The organism is Ruegeria sp. BH8 (genome assembly GCF_056538065.1).
In genome coordinates this window covers 884,152-904,143 of sequence record NZ_JBQFSP010000001.1, presented here as the reverse complement: position 1 = coordinate 904,143, position 19,992 = coordinate 884,152, and the positions used below count along the sequence as shown (strand labels likewise).

General features: G+C 57.3%; 18 protein-coding genes. 13 read left to right on the top strand and 5 right to left on the bottom strand.

What is annotated here, in order from left to right; all coding sequences use genetic code 11:
* Window positions 1–72: 72 nt before the first annotated feature.
* On the bottom strand, window positions 73–801 hold the full coding sequence (locus ACR0AD_RS04470; protein ID WP_480485578.1) for an Arm DNA-binding domain-containing protein: 729 nt from the start codon (window positions 799–801) through the stop codon (window positions 73–75).
* Between the two features lie 348 nt (window positions 802–1,149).
* Here ACR0AD_RS04470 and ACR0AD_RS04465 point away from each other — a divergent pair, with 348 nt between their 5' ends.
* Window positions 1,150–2,742, top strand: a complete 1,593-nt coding sequence (locus tag ACR0AD_RS04465) for a trypsin-like peptidase domain-containing protein (RefSeq protein ID WP_480485580.1) — start codon at window positions 1,150–1,152, stop codon at window positions 2,740–2,742.
* Here ACR0AD_RS04465 and ACR0AD_RS04460 read toward each other — a convergent pair whose 3' ends face one another.
* The 3 genes from ACR0AD_RS04460 to ACR0AD_RS04450 form a co-directional block, all read right to left on the bottom strand.
* A complete protein-coding gene (locus ACR0AD_RS04460) occupies window positions 2,743–4,281 on the bottom strand; it encodes an MFS transporter (protein WP_480485582.1) in 1,539 nt (512 codons plus the stop codon). It lies immediately after the preceding gene.
* A 126-nt stretch (window positions 4,282–4,407) separates the two neighbouring features.
* Window positions 4,408–5,631, bottom strand: coding sequence for an APC family permease (locus tag ACR0AD_RS04455; RefSeq protein WP_480528383.1), 1,224 nt, complete (start codon window positions 5,629–5,631; stop codon window positions 4,408–4,410).
* A gap of 367 nt (window positions 5,632–5,998) precedes the next feature.
* Window positions 5,999–7,021, bottom strand: coding sequence for a LacI family DNA-binding transcriptional regulator (locus tag ACR0AD_RS04450; RefSeq protein WP_480485585.1), 1,023 nt, complete (start codon window positions 7,019–7,021; stop codon window positions 5,999–6,001).
* A gap of 134 nt (window positions 7,022–7,155) precedes the next feature.
* Here ACR0AD_RS04450 and ACR0AD_RS04445 point away from each other — a divergent pair, with 134 nt between their 5' ends.
* From ACR0AD_RS04445 to ACR0AD_RS04395, 11 genes are all read left to right on the top strand, one after another.
* A complete protein-coding gene (locus ACR0AD_RS04445) occupies window positions 7,156–7,341 on the top strand; it encodes a hypothetical protein (RefSeq protein ID WP_267366030.1) in 186 nt (61 codons plus the stop codon).
* A 23-nt stretch (window positions 7,342–7,364) separates the two neighbouring features.
* Window positions 7,365–8,510, top strand: coding sequence for a TRAP transporter substrate-binding protein (locus tag ACR0AD_RS04440; protein ID WP_480485587.1), 1,146 nt, complete (start codon window positions 7,365–7,367; stop codon window positions 8,508–8,510).
* A gap of 108 nt (window positions 8,511–8,618) precedes the next feature.
* A complete protein-coding gene (locus tag ACR0AD_RS04435; protein WP_209503870.1) occupies window positions 8,619–9,131 on the top strand; it encodes a TRAP transporter small permease in 513 nt (170 codons plus the stop codon).
* A gap of 11 nt (window positions 9,132–9,142) precedes the next feature.
* The gene (locus ACR0AD_RS04430; protein ID WP_267366028.1) at window positions 9,143–10,471 is read left to right on the top strand and encodes a TRAP transporter large permease; all 1,329 of its coding nucleotides are present in this window, start codon (window positions 9,143–9,145) and stop codon (window positions 10,469–10,471) included.
* Between the two features lie 12 nt (window positions 10,472–10,483).
* A complete protein-coding gene (gene hisD, locus ACR0AD_RS04425; RefSeq protein WP_480485588.1) occupies window positions 10,484–11,791 on the top strand; it encodes a histidinol dehydrogenase in 1,308 nt (435 codons plus the stop codon).
* Window positions 11,784–12,545, top strand: a complete 762-nt coding sequence (locus ACR0AD_RS04420; RefSeq protein WP_480480852.1) for an SDR family NAD(P)-dependent oxidoreductase — start codon at window positions 11,784–11,786, stop codon at window positions 12,543–12,545. The genes hisD and ACR0AD_RS04420 overlap by 8 nt, the downstream gene beginning before the upstream one ends.
* Window positions 12,542–13,522 (top strand): alcohol dehydrogenase catalytic domain-containing protein, encoded by a 981-nt coding sequence (locus ACR0AD_RS04415; RefSeq protein WP_480485590.1) that lies wholly within the window; start codon window positions 12,542–12,544, stop codon window positions 13,520–13,522. The genes ACR0AD_RS04420 and ACR0AD_RS04415 overlap by 4 nt, the downstream gene beginning before the upstream one ends.
* Window positions 13,523–13,545: 23 nt before the next feature.
* On the top strand, window positions 13,546–13,956 hold the full coding sequence (locus ACR0AD_RS04410) for a universal stress protein (protein ID WP_480485592.1): 411 nt from the start codon (window positions 13,546–13,548) through the stop codon (window positions 13,954–13,956).
* 46 nt (window positions 13,957–14,002) lie between these two features.
* Complete coding sequence (gene comD, locus ACR0AD_RS04405; protein WP_209503876.1) at window positions 14,003–14,509, top strand: sulfopyruvate decarboxylase subunit alpha; 507 nt, start codon at window positions 14,003–14,005, stop codon at window positions 14,507–14,509.
* A complete protein-coding gene (gene comE, locus ACR0AD_RS04400; protein ID WP_209503877.1) occupies window positions 14,506–15,060 on the top strand; it encodes a sulfopyruvate decarboxylase subunit beta in 555 nt (184 codons plus the stop codon). The genes comD and comE overlap by 4 nt, the downstream gene beginning before the upstream one ends.
* Window positions 15,060–16,166 carry an alpha-hydroxy acid oxidase gene (locus tag ACR0AD_RS04395; RefSeq protein WP_480485593.1) on the top strand — a complete coding sequence of 369 codons (1,107 nt, stop codon included), beginning with the start codon at window positions 15,060–15,062 and terminating at the stop codon, window positions 16,164–16,166. The genes comE and ACR0AD_RS04395 overlap by 1 nt, the downstream gene beginning before the upstream one ends.
* A 53-nt stretch (window positions 16,167–16,219) precedes the next feature.
* Here the strand turns inward: ACR0AD_RS04395 and ACR0AD_RS04390 are convergent, their stop codons facing one another.
* Complete coding sequence (locus tag ACR0AD_RS04390) at window positions 16,220–18,265, bottom strand: ASKHA domain-containing protein (protein ID WP_480485594.1); 2,046 nt, start codon at window positions 18,263–18,265, stop codon at window positions 16,220–16,222.
* A 217-nt stretch (window positions 18,266–18,482) separates the two neighbouring features.
* Here ACR0AD_RS04390 and guaB point away from each other — a divergent pair, with 217 nt between their 5' ends.
* On the top strand, window positions 18,483–19,931 hold the full coding sequence (guaB, locus tag ACR0AD_RS04385) for an IMP dehydrogenase (RefSeq protein WP_480485596.1): 1,449 nt from the start codon (window positions 18,483–18,485) through the stop codon (window positions 19,929–19,931).
* The last annotated feature ends 61 nt before the right edge of the window (window positions 19,932–19,992 follow it).

The following is a 19,992-nucleotide window of genomic DNA, read 5'->3' as shown; positions in this document are numbered from 1 at the left end:
AGCTACGCGTGCGCCTTTCGTGCATTTATTCCGGTTCGAAGTTCGCTTCAAAGGCTGGCGCTGGAACGTGCGTCATAGAACCAAACGAACAGCATCGCGCAGCTCCTGATGCATGATCCAAGTCGCTGGTTCATCGTCACTTTTGACGTGAGAAGATGCCAATACCTGAGCGGCGCCATCATTTTGAGCCGATCCGGCTTCGGGAAGCTCGAGTTCCAGATACTCTGCAATCAATAGCCCGATTTTCTTGAAGACCTTGACGGACGCCTCGCGCGATTTGTAACCAGCTGCCTTAGTTAACTGACCAATGCTCAGTCCTTCCTTGCCTGCGATTGTAAGTGCTTTGAGCATGGTGACCTGCGCAGGGGTGAGCCTGATCTGGCGCAATGCTTCGACATATTCTCCTTCACTGGGAATGAAGTTGCCGGAGTTCGCCTCCAAACGACGTCGAGCGCTGCGTTTCCTGTCTCGCTCTTCGAGAATTTCTTTTAAGGCTTCAATGGCCAATGACGGTGTTTCGCCAACTGCATCAGCAATCAAACCTTGCGTTTTCGCTGGTGGCTTGGGGAATGCGCGCGTAGCCGCCCACTTCGATCGCTCCTTTCGAGCATCGGACAGGGACATGTCAGGATATGACCCAAATCCCATATCCCGGCGCTTGCCGTTGATCTGAAAACGATAGAACCAGCGTCCACCGTTTTGCGATTTTTTGAGGAATAGACCTCCGCCGTCCTGAATGACGCTACCGGGAGCAGCATTCTTTACTTGAGTTGCGGAAAGACGGTTATTGCCTCTTGCCATATCTGCCCCACATTCTGCCCCACACTTGCGGTGGGTTCATTTGCAACATGTTTACACAATCGGATACAGCCGGAGTTTGCAAAACGCAACATACGAAAGGGGGTTGAGGTCATTTGCAACATGTTGCAACAGCAACATGGTGCGCGCTACCCGCTCCAGAACTTTCAGGTCAGACGGCGATTTCCGGTGAAGGCCTGCTCCGGCAGGCATGGGGGTCGTATCGGGACGTTCCACCAAATTGACTTGTGCCAGTGGATATTTCCGGTTTTGGGCATCCCTCTCGCGATTGGTAGGATTCCGGGCGTCTTATGATAGAGTGACCCCATCACTGTTGAGCAGAGCCCAACTATGCGGGAAATGGATCAGATCGGCGCGAAAACGCCCCAAGAGCCTTGCGCAGGTGATGTTCATGCCTTTCTGGAGAGCCTGACGGGCCCGTCCCGAGGAACTATTTCCTGGCTTGTCGACAGCGCATTGACTGTTTCTGTTGGCGAAGCCCGTGCGCTAGGCCTGCGCCTAAAAGACAACACGCCGCCCCATGACGAAGACATCGCAACGCTTCAGTGGTCCGAGGGGGGCTATGTGCTCAACGCGCTGGCAGGGCAAGACATCTGGGTCAATGGCCACAAGATTGTGTCGGCAACGCTGAAACACGGCGACATGATCGAATTTGGCGAATTGGGCCCGATATCCCGGTACCGCACTTGTACTCAGAGGTTTCCCATTCGTCACACGGTCGAGGATATCCTGAGTGACGCCTATGCTTATGCGCGGTCAAGTCGCCGGCCCTTTGCCCAAAGAATGTCGGGTGCGCTGCGTGAGAGTGGGCGACGGCTTGTTTCTCAAACCACTATGTTCTTCAGGATTACGGTGGTTGCCGCGATTGCGCTGATCGCAGGTCTGCTGTTCCTGCTTTATCAAAACGACCGGAGACTGGCCGACAGCCTGCAACAGGAAGCCCTCAAGATCGAAGCCGTGGCGGCCATGCTTAGCCAGACGCGGGAAGATGTGCTGACCCCAGAAGACCTTGTGGCGTTGAGGGATGCCTTTCAGAACCAGTTGATATCAACTGAGCAGCGGTTGGGTACCCTTGAACAGCGCGCGGGGGCGTCCACGCGGGTCATTACCGCGTCTACTCAATCAGTGGCTTTCATTCAGGGTGCCTACGGATTGCGTCATATCGAAAGCGGCAAACTGCTGCGCCATGTGTTGGGGCCAAACGGAGAGAAGTTGCAAACACCCTTCGGTCAACCCTGGATCGAACCGGAGGCAACAGGTGAGCCCGCAGAGTTCCAGTTCACCGGCACCGGATTTCTGCTGGAGGGTACGCCGCTGATGGCCACCAACCGCCACGTTGCCTTGCCCTGGACATCCGGCGACAAGGCTCAGGCACTGAAAAACGCAGGTCTTGAGGCCGAGATGCTGCGGTTGCTGGCCTATCTGCCAGGTCAGGCCGACCCGATCGAGGCCACTTTGGACCGGTTCAGTGAGACCGCTGATCTGGCGCTTTTGTCGGTTGATCCAAACCGTATCGAGGGGCTGGGATTACGACTGGCCGATGACCTTCCTCGCAGCGGTGACGAAGTCTTTCTGCTGGGGTATCCTACTGGCCTGAAAGCGTTAATTGCGCAGGCGGGGCCGGAATTTCTGAAAACGCTCGAGAAAGACGGGTCCGTCAATTTCTGGACGATCGCCGCACGGTTATCTGCGCAAAACCAGGTTCAACCTCTCGCCAGCCGAGGAATCGTGGCGCAGACAAGTCCAGGTGCAGTCGTTTACGACGCAGAAACAACCTCAGGAGGAAGCGGAGGGCCGGCCCTGAACCGCAAGGGAGAGGTGGTCGCGATTAACGCCGCGATCCTGCCAGAGTTCGGGGGTTCAAACATCGGGGTTCCGGTTTTGCACCTGAAAACCTTGCTGAATGAAACTGTCAGCCAGTGATCAATCACTGGTCTGGAACGACGATTTTTGAACAAAGAATACGACCGTCAGCGGAACGATCACAGAAATCAGGGCCACGGCGATCAACAGGTGTCCAAGTTGGCTGTAATCGGCAATCGATGTGACGACACCGGTTTCCGGATCGGTTACTGCGCGCGACACCACGAAAATCTGGTTCAGGTATTTCGTTGCCAAACTGCTGGCCGACAAGGCCATGTTGGTGAATGACGCCATGACGGCAAAAAAAGTTGCCTTCAGATGCACAGGAGCATTACGTGCGATCCAGGCCAGCATCGGAACCATCGCGATTTGACCCAGCGGAGATTCAACTGCGGTGTCGAGGATTGCAATGAACCTTGCGTCTACGATCCCGCCGGTATGCGCAGATGTCCATTCATGCACGCCGTAATACAGCGCAAGGTTGGGCAGGGCGAGGACCCCCGACGCGATGGTCAGAATGATAACGACCTGCGCAATCGAGCGGTTGGCCATAAACGGTCTCAGGACGATGAGCCCGACCAGTGCGAGCAGAGACGTCAGAAGCGCCAGGATTGCCAGGAACTGCTCGTCAAACCCCAACTCGTCGATTTCGAACCAGGTCAGCCCCGCCCCGGGCAAGGGAACCGCACGAAACACGAAAATGATTATCGCCGTACCAATCAGAGCCTTTGCCTGATTTGGGTTCAGTTCCTTCACCAAGCGCGACATCAGGTACAAGATCACACTCAGTGAGACTACAAAAATAGTTTCCTGGGCGAGTTGGAAATTCGATGTTCCCAATACGATACTCAGTACGACAAAGGCGAGACCGCCCAGCAGGATCGGCCATTTAACCTCGGTGGTTTCGTCAGGAGTATGCGGGGGATGACCTAGGCGAAGATGTTGACGCTGTATCAAACCGTGCAAAACCACACCGCTGACGGACAACAGGGGAATGACAAGCGCGATCAGATAGACGTTGCCATACAATGCAAGACGGTCTGATTTCTGCATGCCCTCGGTTCCCGAGAACACCCAGATATTGACCGCGGCTACGGCTGCGAATCCCGAGAAAATGGCGATCCTGCCCAGTGTTTGCATTGTTGTATGCTGCGCACGGGTTTCCTCGGGCGAAAACGGCTGCCCGTGGGGATTGATCTTTGGAACGGCCTCGACCGTCATCGCGTCGGCGACGACATCCTGAATGGCATAGCCGGAAGGCGCCAAGAGCAGGGCAATGATATACCAGTGTTCCAGCGGTATGACATCAACCATATGTCCGGGAAAGGCCACAAGCCCGTACATGGTGAGCAGGGACAAGGTGATCAGGGTTGCCCCCAATAGGATCAGCAATGACTTCCACCGCCAAAACAGATCAACGATATGACCCAGTGGCATTTTCAAGATCCAGGGAAGCCCGGCCCAAAACGCCAACCCGGCTACAAAGGAAGCGGATAGGTTAAGATAGTCCTTAAGAAAAAAAGCGCCGACGACCGATGTCAGGCCAGAAACCCCGGCGGCAAAGTAGACCATGAGCGGTGGCAGGTAGGACCATCGCATCTGTCGCGCCAGATCAACAAAGGTTCTTTGCCACCATGCAGAAAGCGGCGCTCCTGTAGAAGGCTGGTCAGTGGTCATGTTCACGTAAATCGCATCGCAGGATTTCCTTGACCCAATGATACAGGCTTACAGAAACGCGGACGCAAAAAGCAACAAACTGGTCACCACCCCAAAGAGGGGAACAACAAGAGGCACGCGGAACTGCGGTTCATCGGTTTCAGCCCGGGTCTTCAAAAGGATCAGTGAAAGATTGACCAGCACAAAGACCCCCAGAACAATTTGCGACGTGCGCTCGGCCAGAATGGCGATTGGAAGCGTTTGGGTCAGCAACAGGATTATCGCCGTGACCATGATTGTCGCTACCGTTGGCGTCTGAGTGACCTGAGATACCGTAGCCAGAAACTTAGGCAAATGATCCCGATCCGCGAGCCCGTAAATCACGCGGGATGCCATGATCATCTGGATCAGAACACCATTGATCGTGGCTACGATGGCAATGGTCGAAAACCCCTGCTGGATAACCTCGGGCGCGTCCGTAAAAATCAGGGCCAGCGGTGCGGCGGACGTCGAAAGGACATCGATCGGCACCACATACAGAACAGTCATGGACGTACCAAGATACAAGACCGTGGCCAGAATAAGCGTCAACAGGATCGCTTTCGGGATTGTTCCGGCGGGGTCTTTAACTTCTTCAGCGACATTCGCCATGTCCTCGAAACCGACAAAGGCGAAAAACGCCAGAAGCGAAGCGGCCAATATCCCTCTCCAGGCGGTTGGGTCCAGCCCGGGAACCATCTGGGTGAGCGCATAGCCCTGAGGCTCAGGAAGGGACAGGCCCCAACCAATAACGACAAGTAGCCCGCTGATTTCTATGATGGTAATGACTGCCGCCACCATTACCGACTGCGTGATCCCCCATAGGGCGATCAGCCCCATGATCAGAACTACACCGATTGTCAGACTTGAAATGCCTAAACCTGTAAGCGTTTGAAGGTACGACGCGGCCCCGATAGCCACGGCCGAGGCCGAGATGATGCCCGAGGCGGCCACCGCGAGACCGACCAGCACGGCCATCCAGCTTTTCTGAAACCCAGCTTCGACATAGGCGGCCTCACCCGCACTCACAGGATATCGGGTTGCCAGTTCTGCGTATGACAGGGCGGTCAGCGCAACAACAAGCGCAGCAATCAGGAACGAAACCGCGGCATACGGGCCCGCTATCCCGGCCGTCGCACCAACAAGCACATAAATGCCAGCCCCCACGGTCACTCCAAGCCCATAGAGCGTGAGCAGCGGGGTCGTCAGCGCCCGTCGCAGCTTTGGTGTCTTTTGTTCAACGATGGACATCATCTATCCGCCAATTGGATTACATCGCGTGTCTTAAGTTGGCATCGACGTTTCCGTGCTTGGTCCCGTCGCCTTGATCATTTGCATTTACTGGCATGCGGTAAGTGCCGAGTAGCCAGAGGGTAGTCGGCAGGAGAGCGCGCCGCACGTTCGCCGCGCCCACGGAGCGAACTTTCACACCACTGAATCACTGATCACCGGAAAATTTGCTTGGGGTCAGGCAAGTGAGCGTCGGGCCCGATGATATATTCGTACTTCACTATGTGGTCGCATTGCGTGCTTTGATTCAGGTCAATGAAAGCGGAACGTCACACTGAATCGTAGACCGGTGCGCCTTTTACACGCAATGAATCGCCGAACTTTCTGAGCCTTAAGGAATGCGGTCAAGCAAGGAGTCTCGGGTGACCAAATGGGTCGAAAGCTCCAAAGACTGGCCCGCAGAGTTCGTTTCGATCATTCGTATCAACTCCTGCGCAGCCTTTTGACCCATTTCACGGTGGGGCACGTGAACTGTTGTCAGGGCAGGGCTGACAATGCGCGCGATTTCGATGTCGTCAAAGCCTGTAATCGACACGTCTTCGGGCACTCGGAGCCCCATTTTCTGCGCCTGCCTCAATGCGCCGACTGCCAGAACATCGTTTCCGCACAAAACTGCGGTCGGCGGCATGTCAGTCGCCATGAGATCCCTGAATGCCGTCGCGCCATTCTCGAACTCATATGTGGTTTCGATCACCATTAGGTCATCCGGCTGCAGGCCGTGTTCAGCCATGGCGCTTTTTATCCCAGCGATCCTGAGCCGCGCCCGGTCATTACCCGAACTGATACCCGATATCGTCGCAAGACGCGTATGTCCCTGTCTGATGATCTGGTCTGCCAGCGCTTTCATGGCCTTGCGGTTGTCGAACCCAACTGACGGCACAGGTTTATCCGGCAGAAAGGACCAGGCAACCAGCGCGGGCACTTTCCGTCTGTCCAGATAATCGTAAATATCTGCGTCCCTGTCATGACCGATCAATAACAGCCCATCCGCACCCCGTGCGACCAGGGTTCGGATCTGATCCTTTTCCGCTTCGGGCTCATAGGCTGAACTGGAGACCAGCAGCGTGTAACCACGCTGATGTATCTCTTCCTGAAACGCCTGCAACCCCCTTGCGAATATCGCGTTTTCCATGGTGGGGATGATGGCGCCAATGGTAAATGACCGCTTGGCCGCCATCACGCGGGCCGCGAAATTTGGCGTGTACCCCAATTCCTCGACCGTCGACAGGACACGCTTGCGCGTTGCTTCAACAACTTGTTGCGGGTTGTTCAGACACCGGGACACTGTCGCGGTCGAAACACCCGCGGCCTTGGCAACGTCATCCAGTGTCGGAGCAGACCGATGTTTTGACATTCTCGAACTCTCAATTCCAGTTGGCTTAAGTTAATCGCATTTTTCAAATGATGAAAGCACCAATGTAAGCGCTTGCAATATTGATGTAAGCGCTTACAAAGGTGTTGAGCCGATTCTGAACGGGAGTCCCGGAAATGGTCCTTGCTGCATCTGTCGTCGTTTTCGCGATCTATTTCGCCAACGTTGCTTTGGGTGCTTTTGCAGGCCGCGCGTTTCTTGGTGACGTAGGAGAGATGTTGGTTCTGTTCGCGGCGTCGATTTTGTTCGTTGTCGCGATTCTGAAAAAGGAAGCTGACCGAAACGCAACAGACGGCAGCTGAACTTTTGCTTGGGAGGGCAATTCATGAACAACGACGAGATTGAACTGGCGTCAACAGAACGTCGCAACTTTCTGAAGCTGAGCGCGAGTGGCGCGTTCACGGCCGCATTGGTTGCCGGGGCAGGGGGTGTTTTGTGGTCTTCCGAGGCTGCCGCGCAAACCGCAAAAGAAGAGAGTGAGCGCGAAAAGGCCGCAGACCACATTATGACGGTGGCCACAGCCTATGTGCTGGGTGCGTCGCGCAGCTATCCGATCATGCAGCTGGATCTGAAGGAAAACATCCAGAATGCTACCAACGGCAAGGTCTATGTCAAATTGGCCCCCGGTGGCCAGCTAGGCGCGGGCGGTGCGCTGGTGCAGAAAGTACAAGGTGGAACCATTCAGGCCGCGCAGCACTCGCTGTCGAATTTTGCGCCTTTTGCGTCCACGGTCGACCTGATCAACATGCCGTATCTGTGCGGGTCGAACCAGCGCTTCACCAACCTTGTCCATTCGGACACGTGGAAAAGCGAAGTCCACCCCAAGGTCGAGGCGGCAGGCTTCAAGGCCCTGTTCTACGTGAATATCGATCCGCGTGTTGTCGCAGTCCGGCAGGGTGGCAATGCGGTCATAACACCGGGGGACATGGGCGGGATCAAGTTCCGCGTTCCCGGTTCGAAGATGCTGCAACAATACTATCGCATGGTTGGTGCCAACCCGACGCCTGTGGCATGGGGTGAAACACCTTCGGCGATCAAGCAGGGTGTTGCCGACGCGCTCGACCCGTCAGTTGGAGCACTGTATGTCTTTGGTTTCAAGGACATCCTCAGCCATGTGACCTTCACGCAGGCCGTTCCGGACAGTCAGGTTTATTCCTGTAATCTGGAGTGGTTCAACTCGATGCCTGCTGACGTGCAGGAAGGCATTATGTGGGGTGCCGAGATGACTGGCCATCAGAACCTGTCCAAGGTTCCGTCGGCGCGTGCTTACGCCATGTCCGAGCTGAACAAGGCAGGTGTTGAATTCCATTCACTCAGCGATGATCAGTTGGCGGAATGGCAGGATGCCGGTGGGTATCAGCGTTCGGAATGGGATCCTTTCAAGACGGAACTGGCCGGTTCGATGGACAACTTTGAGAAGCTGGTCGAAGCGGCCGGTACGCAGGGCAAATACTACGTCCACGACGCCTAAGGTGAAACCCGTGGGCGCCTGCTGGCGTCCACGATTCTTGTACCGCGCGGCCGACAGTGGCCCGTCAAGGCAGGTACGGACCGGGCTGTCCCATCGCCGGAGGATCAGATGACCGTTCTTCAGAACATTGACCGAAACGCAGAACGCTGGTTGCTGCTGGTGTTCTACGTGATGCTGGTGATCACCATGGCCATCGAGGTGCTGCGGCGCGAGATATTCGCCTATTCCTCGATCTGGGGCGAGGAAATCGTGCGGTATTCCTTTATCTATCTGGCTTGGATCGGTGCTGCTGCCGCGGTGAAAGAGCGCGCTCATATCCGGATCGATGTGATCATGCACTATGTCGGGCCGCGCCCCAAGGCACTGCTTTATATCTTCGGCGATCTGGTGATGTTCCTGGTGGCGATCATCGCACTCTACTGGTCGTATGAAGCCGTGCACGTTTCGGCCAAGTTTGGTTCCGTTACGGACGGATTGCGGATTTCCAAGGTTTGGTTCCTGATGGCCGTGCCGACCGGGTTTGCCCTGATGATCTGGCGGCTGATCCAATCCCTGTTGCGCGATCTGAAATGCCTTCGCGACGGCACGCCCGTCTTCGAAGGCGACAAACTGTTTGACTGAGGAGAGACCGGATGCTTTGGAACTCCCTCAATCAAACTGTTGAACTGGGCTGGGATTTTTATCTGCCGGTGATCCTGTTTGTTGCCCTGATCGCTTTGGCCGTACCGGTTTGGGCGGCCATTGGAACGGCTGCGATCGTAATGCTGATCATGTCCGGTGACCTTCCACTCAGCCTTGTCGGAGAGAGCCTGTTTACCGGCATCGACGCTTTTGCCCTGACTGCCGTGCCCCTGTTTATCCTGACCGGGGATGTTCTGGTTCGGACGGGGTTGTCACGCAAGTTTCTGGATGTTGCCGAGGCTTTGACATGCTTCGCCAAGGGCGGCTTCGGATCGGCCACGGTGCTGGTCTGCGGAATGTTTGCCGCGATTTCGGGATCGGACGCCGCCGGGGCTGCTGCGGTTGGCAGGATGACCATCAACCGGTTGGTGGAAAGCGGGTATCCGCGCCCCTACGCCTGTGCTCTGGTCGCGGCCGGTGCCTGCACCGGCATCCTGATACCGCCCTCGATTGCCTATATCATCATCGGCCTTGTGCTGGGTATTTCCGCATCGACTCTTTTTCTGGCCGCCCTGATCCCGGGTCTGGCTATCCTGGTGTCGATCCTGATCACCAATATCATCATGAACCGCCTTTATGCATACGAAGGCGGCGGCATGATGACCATGGGGGAGTGGTTGGCCAATCTGGGCAAGGCGCTCAGGTCTGGCTGGTATGCCTTTATCGTGCCTGGGATTATCTTTTATGGCATCTTTTCGGGCCGACTTACGCCGACTGAGGCTGGTGCCACGGCTGTTGTCGTCACCATCATCATGGGCTTCATCCTGCGTACGCTGACATTGGCGGATTTTCCGTCGATGCTGGTCAGCTCTGCAAAGGTGAACGGGGTGATCCTGCCGATCATCGCGTTTTCCGCTCCGCTGGCCGAGGCGCTGGCGATCATGGGTGTTCCTCAGGGGTTTGTCACTTCGGTGACCTCGCTGACAGACGACCCATATCTGCTGATCCTGTTGATGATCGGCATCCTGATCGCAGCGGGCTGCGTCATGGAGACGACGCCGAATATCGTCATCCTGGCACCTATCCTGAAACCACTGGCGGACAATATCGGCATGAACGAGATACAGTTCTGCATCATGATGATCACCGCGCTGGGAGTGGGTTTTATCACCCCGCCGCTGGGGCTGAACCTGTTCGTCGTATCTGGCATTACCGGTGAATCCATTCTGAAGATTGCCGCCCGAGCCGTGCCTTTCGTATTGACCATGCTGATCGTGGTGATCCTGATCGCCTACGTGCCAGCCGTGTCGACAACATTGCTACCTGAAATCTACCAATAGGACCTGCTGAACATGCCTCGTGAATATCTGAAAAAGGCAACTTTAACGGCTCAATCACACGCCTCAGAGGTGCATGATACGGTGAAGACAATTCTGACCGATATCGAGGCGGGCGGTGATGCAAAGGCAAGAGAATACGCCGCCAAGTTCGACAAGTACGAAGGGAATGTCTTGCTGACCCCGGCTGAGATTGAGGCCGCCTGTGCAAAAGTTTCCGAAAAGTTGAAAGCCGACATCCGTTTCGCCCACGACAATGTTCGGCGCTTTGCCGAGACGCAGAAAGCGACCGTATCTGACGTTCAGACCGAGATCGTTCCGGGCTTCATTGCCGGGCAGAAGGCAATTCCAGTGGATGCTGCAGGGTGTTACGTGCCAGGGGGGCGATACAGCCACATCGCCAGTGCGATCATGACAGTGACCACAGCGAAAGTTGCGGGATGTCGCCACATCACAGCGTGCTCGCCTCCGCGCCCTGGCGAAGGGGTTGCGCCTGCCATCGTTTATGCGGCGCATATCTGCGGGGCCGACAGCATTCTGGCCATGGGGGGCGTGCAGGGTGTTGCCGCCATGACCTACGGCCTGTTTGGTCTACCGCGCGCCAACATCCTTGTGGGCCCCGGCAATCAGTTCGTGGCCGAAGCCAAGCGCATCCTTTACGGCAAGGTTGGTATCGACATGATCGCAGGTCCGACCGACAGTTTGATCCTTGCCGATCAGTCCGCCGATGCGCATGTCGTCGCCACCGATTTGGTCAGTCAGGCCGAGCACGGATACAACTCGCCGGTCTGGCTGGTCACCGATGATCGCGACCTTGCGCAAAAGGTGATGGAACTGGTGCCTGCGCTGATCGCAGATCTGCCGGAACTGAACCGCGAAAACGCCTCGGCCGCATGGCGCGATTATGCTGAGGTTATCGTCTGTTCCAACCGCGAAGAGATGGCCGCCTGTTCCGACGAATACGCACCTGAGCATCTAACGGTTCAGGCTGAGGATCTGGATTGGTGGCTGGAACGGCTGACCTGTTACGGATCGCTGTTTCTGGGCGAGGAAACAACCGTGTCATACGGAGATAAAGCGACCGGTACGAACCATGTTCTGCCAACCTCGGGCGCGGCCAGCTATACTGGCGGGCTGAGTGTCCATAAATACATGAAGATTGTGACGTGGCAGAGGGCCACGCGCGAAGGGTCGAAGCCCATTGCCGAAGCGACCGCGCGGATATCGCGGTTGGAAGGAATGGAAGGTCACGCCCGTGCCGCAGATGTGCGTCTTGCAAAGTATTTCCCGGACGAGCAATTCGACTTGACCGCCGATGGATGACCCGCGCTCATTGTTTGACCTGACTGGCCGGGTGGCGTGTATCACCGGTGCCAGCTCGGGACTTGGGCGGCAAGTGGCACGGACTCTTGCCGCAGCAGGTGCGCGTGTTGTCGGTATAGCCCGGCGCAGCGAGGCATTGGCGCAGATGCAGGCCGAGATTGGCACGCGCGCTGCAACGGTTGTTGCAGACGTTGCAGATCGAGATGGGGTAAATGCGTTGACACAGGCCGTCGCTTCCAAGTTTGGCCCTCCGGACATACTGGTCCATGCGGCTGGGGTGAACACGCGTGAGGCTGCGGATGATGTTACTCCTGAGGGGTGGGATGCCACGCTTGCCCTGAACCTCAGCGCACCGTTCTTCCTCAGCCAGGCGATGGTTCCGGCGATGAAGGAAAAGGGGTGGGGGCGAATTGTCAATTTCGCCTCGCTGCAAACAACGCGCGCTTTTCCAGGTGGTATCGCCTATGGCGCGTCCAAGGCGGGGATCGGGCAGTTGACACGCGCCATGGCCGAGGCGTGGTCGCCCTTTGGCATAAACGCCAACGCCATCGGACCGGGGTTCTTTCCCACCGAACTGACGCAGGCTGTGTTCGACGACCCCAAGCGCGCGGAACGGAACGCCGCGCAAACCTGTATCGGACGCAATGGGCGGATGCAGGATATCGACGGGCCGATCCTGTTCTTATGCTCTCGGGCATCTGACTATGTCACGGGACAGGTTCTGATGGTTGACGGAGGGTTTACTGCCAAATGAAGGCTCTGGTTTACAAAGGTGTTGAACACATGGTTTTTGACGATGTGCCGAATGCCGAACCGGGCGCATCGGAACACCTGATCCGGGTCGAGGCGGTTGGCATCTGCGGATCGGACATGCACGCCTATCTGGGCCATGATGCACGTCGCCCAGCGCCCCTGATCCTCGGGCACGAGGCAGCCGGTGTCATAGCTGATGGTATCCGCGCCGGTGACCGGGTGACGATCAACCCGCTGGTAACCTGTGGCCAATGCGCGGCATGTCGGGCGGGTCGCGAGAATCTGTGCCCGGACCGCCAGATCATCTCGATGCCACCGCGCGAAGGGGCGTTCGCGCAATATGTCTCGATGCCAGGCAGAAATCTTGTCGACGTGCCCGATGATGTCCCTTTCGCCAAGGCTGCGCTGGCCGAACCTCTGGCGGTAAGCTGGCACGCAGTCAGACTGGGGATCGAGGCTCTGCATTCAGCGATGGACCGCCGCGCCTTGGTGATTGGCGGAGGGGCTATTGGCCTTGCGGCGGCCTTGGCCCTGCGGGCGCAGGGTATTGAAGACGTTACAATCGCGGAACCAAACGCGTTGCGCCGGACTTATCTGGCGGAAATCGAAAGTTTTGCACTTGTGGATGCGCCCAATGGGTCTTTCCCGTTGGTCATTGATGCTGTTGGATATGCCGCGACACGGTCGGTCGCTTCGGCCCTGGCCGCGCCGGGTGGCGTGATCGCGCATGTCGGATTGGGTGAAGATGCTAGAGGTCTGGACGTGCGTCGCATGACCTTGCAGGAGATCACCTTTATCGGAACCTACACCTACACCGCGCAGGATTTCCGCGACACGGCTCAGGCGATCTTTGACGGCCGTCTTGGCGCCCTGAATTGGGTTGATGAGCGTGCACTGGCCGATGGCGCGCAGGCGTTTCGCGATATCCGCTCTGGCTCTGTAGCCGCACCGAAGATTATCCTGAGACCCTGGGGATAAACCTGACAGAACTGGAGGCCACCATGTACAAGAAAATTCTGGTCCCGATGGCTTTGGATCACGGCATTTCACAGCATACGCTGGAAGTCGCGCGTGCCTTGTCCGAAAACGGGGCCGAGATCATCGGCTTGCATGTCTACGAAATGCCACAGGGATCAGTCAGCGCCTATCTCGACAAATCCGCAGTAGCCGAAGGGTTCGAGCGCGCGAGGCAGGCCTTGTTGCAAAAAGTTGACGGGCTGGATGGTGTGAAAGCCGAAATCATCAAAGGGCACACCGCCCGCACCATCATTGACTACGCGACCAGCAACAATGTGGACTGCATTGTCATAGGTTCGCATAAACCGGATCTAAGCGACTACTTTCTGGGATCGACAGCGTCACGCGTTGTTCGTCATGCCCCCTGCGCTGTACATGTGCACCGCAGAACCTGATTTCCTTAATCGCGCCAAGCGCCCCAACAGGACCAACAGCCCGACCATGAACATAGACAAGAAGATAACCGACGACCTGGTGGCCAACGATATCTCGTTCGTCACCACCGTCCCCTGCAAGCAACTGGCAGGCGTCATCGCTGAAATCGACCAGCGAGAGGACATCTATCACATCCCGTCCAACAAGGAAGACGAGGGGATGGGCCTGTGCGCCGGGGCATGGATGGGCGGCAAGCGTCCCGCGATCATCATGCAAAACACCGCAATCGGTGTGACGATCAACACGCTGGCGACACTGATCCAGTTTTACCGCATGCCATTGCCGATGCTGATTTCCTATCGCGGAGAGCTGCGCGAACCGGTTGCCTGCCAGGTTGAAATGGCCGTGCATACCAAAGCGCTGCTGGCTCAGCTGAATATCCCGACTTATCATTTCCACCATCAGTCAGATGTTGAGGAGCTCGACACGATCCTCAAATACACCTTTATGTGCAATAAACCGGTCGCCATTCTGACCGATGCCAGTTTCTGGGGAGGCTATGGCGACCAATGATCCGTTCTGAGATTCTGAAAGAAATCGCTCCGATCCTGCGCGATCAGCTTGTTGTTTGTAACATCGGCATTCCAAGTCAGGAACTGCATGCCATCGACGACCAGCCCACCAATTTCTACATGCTGGGCACGATGGGGCTGGCCTCATCCATCGGTCTGGGTCTGGCCTTGTCGCAGCCCAAGCCGGTTATCGTGATCGATGGGGACGGGTCGGTTCTGACCAATCTGGGTACCTTGCCGACCATCGCCAACAACGTGGCGGACAACTATATCCTGTTGATCGTCGATAATGGGTCGTACGGGTCCACTGGGGATCAGCCGACGTATGCCGGGCAGAAGACCTCTCTGGCGAAAATGGCGGAAGCCGCAGGATGCGAGCGCGTAATCGAATGTCAGGCCGAAGACACCGGCCGCGTGCTGCAAGAAGCGCTGGATTCGAAACAGATGACCATCATCGTGGCTAAGTGCGAAAGCGGAAATGCCAAGATGCCTGTTATCACGATGGATCCGGTGGTGATCCGCGACCGGTTCATGAAGGCCGTACAGGCCTGATGTTATCCAGCGCTATCCACAGTTCCGAGGACGCCCGCCGCCTCGCGCGGCGGCGTCTGCCGTGGATGGTATTTGACTATATCGACGGTTCCGCCGGGTCCGAGGTTGGTGCAGCCCGAAACAGGGCTGCACTGGATGCGCTGACCCTTCGCCCTAGAATTCTGAATGATGTCAGCGAAAGGTCGCTTACTTGTTCCGTCTTTGGCAGGTCGACCCAACGCCCGTTTGGCATCGCACCGATGGGCATGTGCAATCTGTCGGCCCCCGGTGCAGATCTGATGCTGGCACGTCTTGCGGCGCGGTACGAGGTGCCGCTTGGGGTATCAACCGTCGCATCAACCCCGATGGAAGACCTGATTGTCGAGGCAGAAGGACATGCCTGGTTTCAACTGTATTTCAGCGGTGATGGCTGTGGTACGTTCAAGCTGGTCGAGCGCGCAAAGGCTGCGGGGTACGAAACGCTGGTGCTGACGGTGGACGTGCCCGAAGTGGGACGTCGCCCGCGTGAATTGCGCCATGGGTTCAGGATGCCATTCAAAATGGGGCCAAAACAGGTGCTTGATTTTGCCCTGCACCCCCGGTGGTCGCTATCAACGCTACTGCGGGGCAAGCCCGAAATGGCGAATTTCCTGATGGACGGATATGATTTTGATCGACGGGAAAGCCGGGCCAAGGCGACTTGGGAGACTTTGGACCGTCTGCGCGACCAGTGGGCCGGGAAACTGGTGGTCAAGGGCGTTCTGGATGCAGAGGACGCGCTGAACCTCAAGTCGGCAGGTGTCGATGCCATTCAGGTCTCAAGCCACGGTGGCCGCCAGTTGGACAGTGCGCCCGCGCCGATTGCCGTATTGCCTGAAATTCGGAACGCCGTCGGTCCGGAATATCCGCTGTTTTACGACAGCGGTTTGCGCTCGGGCGAGGATGTTTTGAAAGCCTTGGCAAACGGCGCAGATTTTGCCTTCTTCGGCCGCATCCTGCAATTTGCAATCGCGGCAGAAGGGGAAGAAGGGCTTGAGCAACTGTCGTCTGTGCTGAGTGATGAAATGAGTATTGCCATGGCGCAGATGGGCGTTTCGTCGCTGGACGAGGTGCGTCTCGAAACCTGAAACCAGTTTGGGGAACGACCCGAGGCGTACTTGCGAGTCGTTCCTATGCTGGTCTAACCGCGGCGTCTGCGACGGCGCCCACCGCCTGTTTCGCTCTCTCCACCTGTGTTGAAGCTTGGATTGGGCAGCGTGACAACCTGCGCCAGTTCCGGAAACGGATCGGTTTTGTGCGGGATCGCGTTGGCGGCCACGAAATGATCCTGGAACTTCGGCTCAATTGCGGTTTCGATCTTGGTGATCTCGCGCACGACGCGTTCGATTTCAGCGCGTGATCCGATATTGCACAGCGCAATCCGCGCACCTGTACCAGCGGCGTTACCCGCGCTGGTGACCTTGTCCAGCGGTGCATCAGGGATCATGCCCAGAACCATGGCGTGCTTGGTCGAGATATGAGCGCCAAAGGCACCGGCCAGAACCACACGATCCACCTTGTCGACTTCCATCTCGTCCATCAGAAGGCGCGCACCGGCATAAAGCGCGGATTTGGCCAGTTGGATGGCGCGGATGTCGCCTTGCGTGACAGTGATGCGGGGGCCACCTTCGGCGCTGGCATCGTGAATCAGGTAAGCGTGTGTGCGGCCTTCGGGGATGCAGCGGGCCGTTCCAGTCTGCTCGGCCGATCCGATCAGGCCGCTTTCATCCAGAAGGCCGGCCATACGCATCTCGGCCACAGCTTCGATAATGCCCGAGCCGCAGATACCGGTGATACCAGTGGTGGCGACATCAAGGTCAAAGCCGTCTTCGTCCGACCACTTCTCGGACCCGATGATGCGAAAGCGGGGTTCCTTGGTAAGGGGATCGATTTCGATCCGCTCGATCGCGCCGGGTGCTGCGCGCTGGCCAGAACTGATCTGAGCGCCTTCAAACGCAGGCCCGGTAGGTGAGGAACAGGCCAGAACGCGGCTGGTGTTGCCCAGCAGGATTTCGGCATTGGTGCCCACATCGACGATCAGAACCAAGTCCTCGGATTTGCCGGGTTCTTCGGACAGGGCAACCGCCGCACAATCCGCGCCCACATGGCCCGCGATGCAAGGCAGGATATAGACCTGCGCGCGGGGGTTCATGGTGGTCAGTTCCATCTCACGTGCGGGCAGGGACATCGACTCGGACGTGGCCAGGGCAAAGGGCGCCTGACCCAGCTCGACGGGATCCAGACCCAGCAGTAGATGGTGCATGACCGGGTTGCAGACAAACACCGTTTCAACGATCAGCGTGGTGTCAATGCCGGCTTCTTCGGCGATTGAGGTGGTCAGATCATTGATCGCCTCGCGCACGGCTTTTGTCATTTCCCGATCCCCGCCGGGGTTCATCATGGAATATGAAACACGGCTCATCAGGTCTTCGCCAAAGCGGATTTGCGGGTTCATCAGACCTGATGACGCTTTAACTTCGCCGGTTTCCAAGTCGGTCAGATGAGCCGCAATCGTAGTTGAGCCGAGGTCGATGGCCAGCCCATACAGCCCGCCTTCGTGCAGGCCGGGCCAGATTTCGACAATGCGTGCGACGCTGTCCTTGTGGCCTTTGTGAACGGCCACAGTGACTTCCCATTTGCCTTTGCGCAGAACCGGTTGCAGCTTGGACAGAAGCGATAGGTCCGCCGTGGCCGCGTCAATTTTCCATTGCTCGCGCAGCGCACGTTCAAGGCGCTCCAGATCGCCGGTTGGCGAATGCATGTCGGGCTCTTCCACCACCACGAAATATAGACGCGTTGCCGGATCCATGGTGATGGCGCGTGCCGTGGCGGCCTTGCGAACGACCTGACGATGCACCTGGCTTTCCGGCGGCACGTCGATCACGATATCGCCCTGAACCGAGGCCTGACAGCCCAGACGACGACCGGGTTTCAGGCCGCGCTTGTCGTCATAACGTTGCTCGACCGCGTTCCATTCGCTCAGCGCATCCTGGGCCACCGTGACGCCGTGCTTGGGAAATTCGCCATAGCTTGGGGTGATCTGACACTTTGAACAGATACCACGGCCCCCGCAGACCGAATCCAGATCCACTCCCAATTGGCGGGCTGCGGTCAGAATGGGCGTGCCGACAGGAAAATGCCCGCGTTTGCCGGACGGGGTAAAGACGACAAGTGGGTCGTTGGTCATGAGTGACATGCCTTTTTGTGTTCGCGCGTTTTCCCGGCAAGATATGGGTTTGAGCGCAAAGGGAAAGGGCTATCAGCGGCACGATTTGCACGGCATGCGTCGTTTTCTTCGGCTGTATAGTCAACTGGAGCCACAGAGTTGCCTCCAAGGGCTTTTCCTTTGGTTCAATCCATGCAATAGGGTCACCGCCAAACGGGCTTTTGCATGGGGTATTCAGATGCAGATTCGTGAGGCACTCACCTTCGACGACGTTCTTCTGGTTCCGGCCGCATCTTCAGTGCTGCCGGCAACAGCGGACACCACCACGCGTGTCACGCGTGAGATTACCATGAACATCCCGCTGCTGAGCTCGGCCATGGACACGGTGACCGAGGCGCGCATGGCCATTGCCATGGCACAGGCAGGCGGTATCGGGGTCATCCACAAGAACCTTTCCGTAGAAGAGCAGTCTCGCGAAGTTCGCCGCGTCAAACGGTTCGAGTCGGGTATCGTCTACAACCCTGTTACCTTGCGCGCGGATCAAACCCTGGCCGATGCGAAGGCTCTGGTCGAGCGCTATAATTTTACCGGTTTCCCGGTAGTTGACGCGGATGGCCGCGTTGTTGGTATCGTGACCAACAGGGATATGCGCTTTGCCAATTCCGACAACACACCGATCAAGGCGATGATGACCTCGGAAAACCTGGCAATGCTGAAAGAACCCGCCGATCTGGAAGAGGCTAAAAGCCTGATGCGGGCCCGTCGTATCGAAAAATTGCTTGTGGTTGATGGCACGGGTAAACTTACAGGTCTGCTAACGTTGAAAGACACCGAACAGGCGGTTCTGAACCCAACAGCGTGCAAAGACCGGCTTGGCCGCCTGCGAGTGGCTGCCGCGACTTCGGTTGGAGACGCGGGATTTGAGCGGTCCGAGCAACTGGTGGCTTCGGGCGTGGATATCATTGTTGTCGATACGGCGCATGGTCACTCTCAGGGCGTGCTGGATGCGGTGAGACGGGTCAAAACCCTGTCGAACGAGGTTCAGATCATTGCCGGAAACGTAGCTACAGGCGAGGCGACCAAGGCGCTGATCGACGCAGGCGCTGACGCCATCAAGGTTGGTATTGGCCCCGGCTCGATCTGTACAACACGCATGGTGGCGGGCGTTGGTGTCCCTCAGTTGACCGCGATCAGTGATTGTGCCGCCGCGGCGGGGGATGTTCCGGTCATTGCGGATGGTGGCATCAAGTTTTCGGGCGATTTTGCCAAGGCAATTGCCGCCGGTGCGTCGTGCGCCATGGTCGGTTCGATGATCGCGGGCACAGACGAAAGCCCGGGTGAGGTCATTCTGTATCAGGGCCGGTCGTTCAAATCCTATCGCGGTATGGGCAGTCTTGGTGCGATGGCGCGCGGATCGGCGGATCGGTATTTCCAGAAGGACGCGGCAAATGACAAGCTGGTACCCGAAGGGATCGAAGGGCAGGTTCCTTACAAAGGATCAGCCAGTGCAGTGATCCACCAGCTTGTTGGTGGTTTGCGCGCTGCGATGGGATACACCGGCTGCGCGACTGTCGAAGAGATGCGCAGAAACTGCCAATTCGTGAAGATCACGGGCGCAGGTCTGAAAGAGAGCCACGTACACGATGTTCAGATCACACGTGAAAGCCCGAACTACCGGGTGATGTAAGCCGTTGCGCATGACATACGGCACGCTAGCACGGGGTGCCGTAGTGATTTTGGATTGGCCT

Coding starts and splice junctions, on each gene's coding strand:
- ACR0AD_RS04470 (WP_480485578.1), bottom strand. CDS start 801: ATGGCAAGAGGCAATAACCGTCTTTCCGCAACTCAAGTAAAGAATGCT.
- ACR0AD_RS04465 (WP_480485580.1), top strand. CDS start 1,150: ATGCGGGAAATGGATCAGATCGGCGCGAAAACGCCCCAAGAGCCTTGC.
- ACR0AD_RS04460 (WP_480485582.1), bottom strand. CDS start 4,281: ATGCGATGGTCCTACCTGCCACCGCTCATGGTCTACTTTGCCGCCGGG.
- ACR0AD_RS04455 (WP_480528383.1), bottom strand. CDS start 5,631: ATGATGTCCATCGTTGAACAAAAGACACCAAAGCTGCGACGGGCGCTG.
- ACR0AD_RS04450 (WP_480485585.1), bottom strand. CDS start 7,021: ATGTCAAAACATCGGTCTGCTCCGACACTGGATGACGTTGCCAAGGCC.
- ACR0AD_RS04445 (WP_267366030.1), top strand. CDS start 7,156: ATGGTCCTTGCTGCATCTGTCGTCGTTTTCGCGATCTATTTCGCCAAC.
- ACR0AD_RS04440 (WP_480485587.1), top strand. CDS start 7,365: ATGAACAACGACGAGATTGAACTGGCGTCAACAGAACGTCGCAACTTT.
- ACR0AD_RS04435 (WP_209503870.1), top strand. CDS start 8,619: ATGACCGTTCTTCAGAACATTGACCGAAACGCAGAACGCTGGTTGCTG.
- ACR0AD_RS04430 (WP_267366028.1), top strand. CDS start 9,143: ATGCTTTGGAACTCCCTCAATCAAACTGTTGAACTGGGCTGGGATTTT.
- hisD (WP_480485588.1), top strand. CDS start 10,484: ATGCCTCGTGAATATCTGAAAAAGGCAACTTTAACGGCTCAATCACAC.
- ACR0AD_RS04420 (WP_480480852.1), top strand. CDS start 11,784: ATGGATGACCCGCGCTCATTGTTTGACCTGACTGGCCGGGTGGCGTGT.
- ACR0AD_RS04415 (WP_480485590.1), top strand. CDS start 12,542: ATGAAGGCTCTGGTTTACAAAGGTGTTGAACACATGGTTTTTGACGAT.
- ACR0AD_RS04410 (WP_480485592.1), top strand. CDS start 13,546: ATGTACAAGAAAATTCTGGTCCCGATGGCTTTGGATCACGGCATTTCA.
- comD (WP_209503876.1), top strand. CDS start 14,003: ATGAACATAGACAAGAAGATAACCGACGACCTGGTGGCCAACGATATC.
- comE (WP_209503877.1), top strand. CDS start 14,506: ATGATCCGTTCTGAGATTCTGAAAGAAATCGCTCCGATCCTGCGCGAT.
- ACR0AD_RS04395 (WP_480485593.1), top strand. CDS start 15,060: ATGTTATCCAGCGCTATCCACAGTTCCGAGGACGCCCGCCGCCTCGCG.
- ACR0AD_RS04390 (WP_480485594.1), bottom strand. CDS start 18,265: ATGACCAACGACCCACTTGTCGTCTTTACCCCGTCCGGCAAACGCGGG.
- guaB (WP_480485596.1), top strand. CDS start 18,483: ATGCAGATTCGTGAGGCACTCACCTTCGACGACGTTCTTCTGGTTCCG.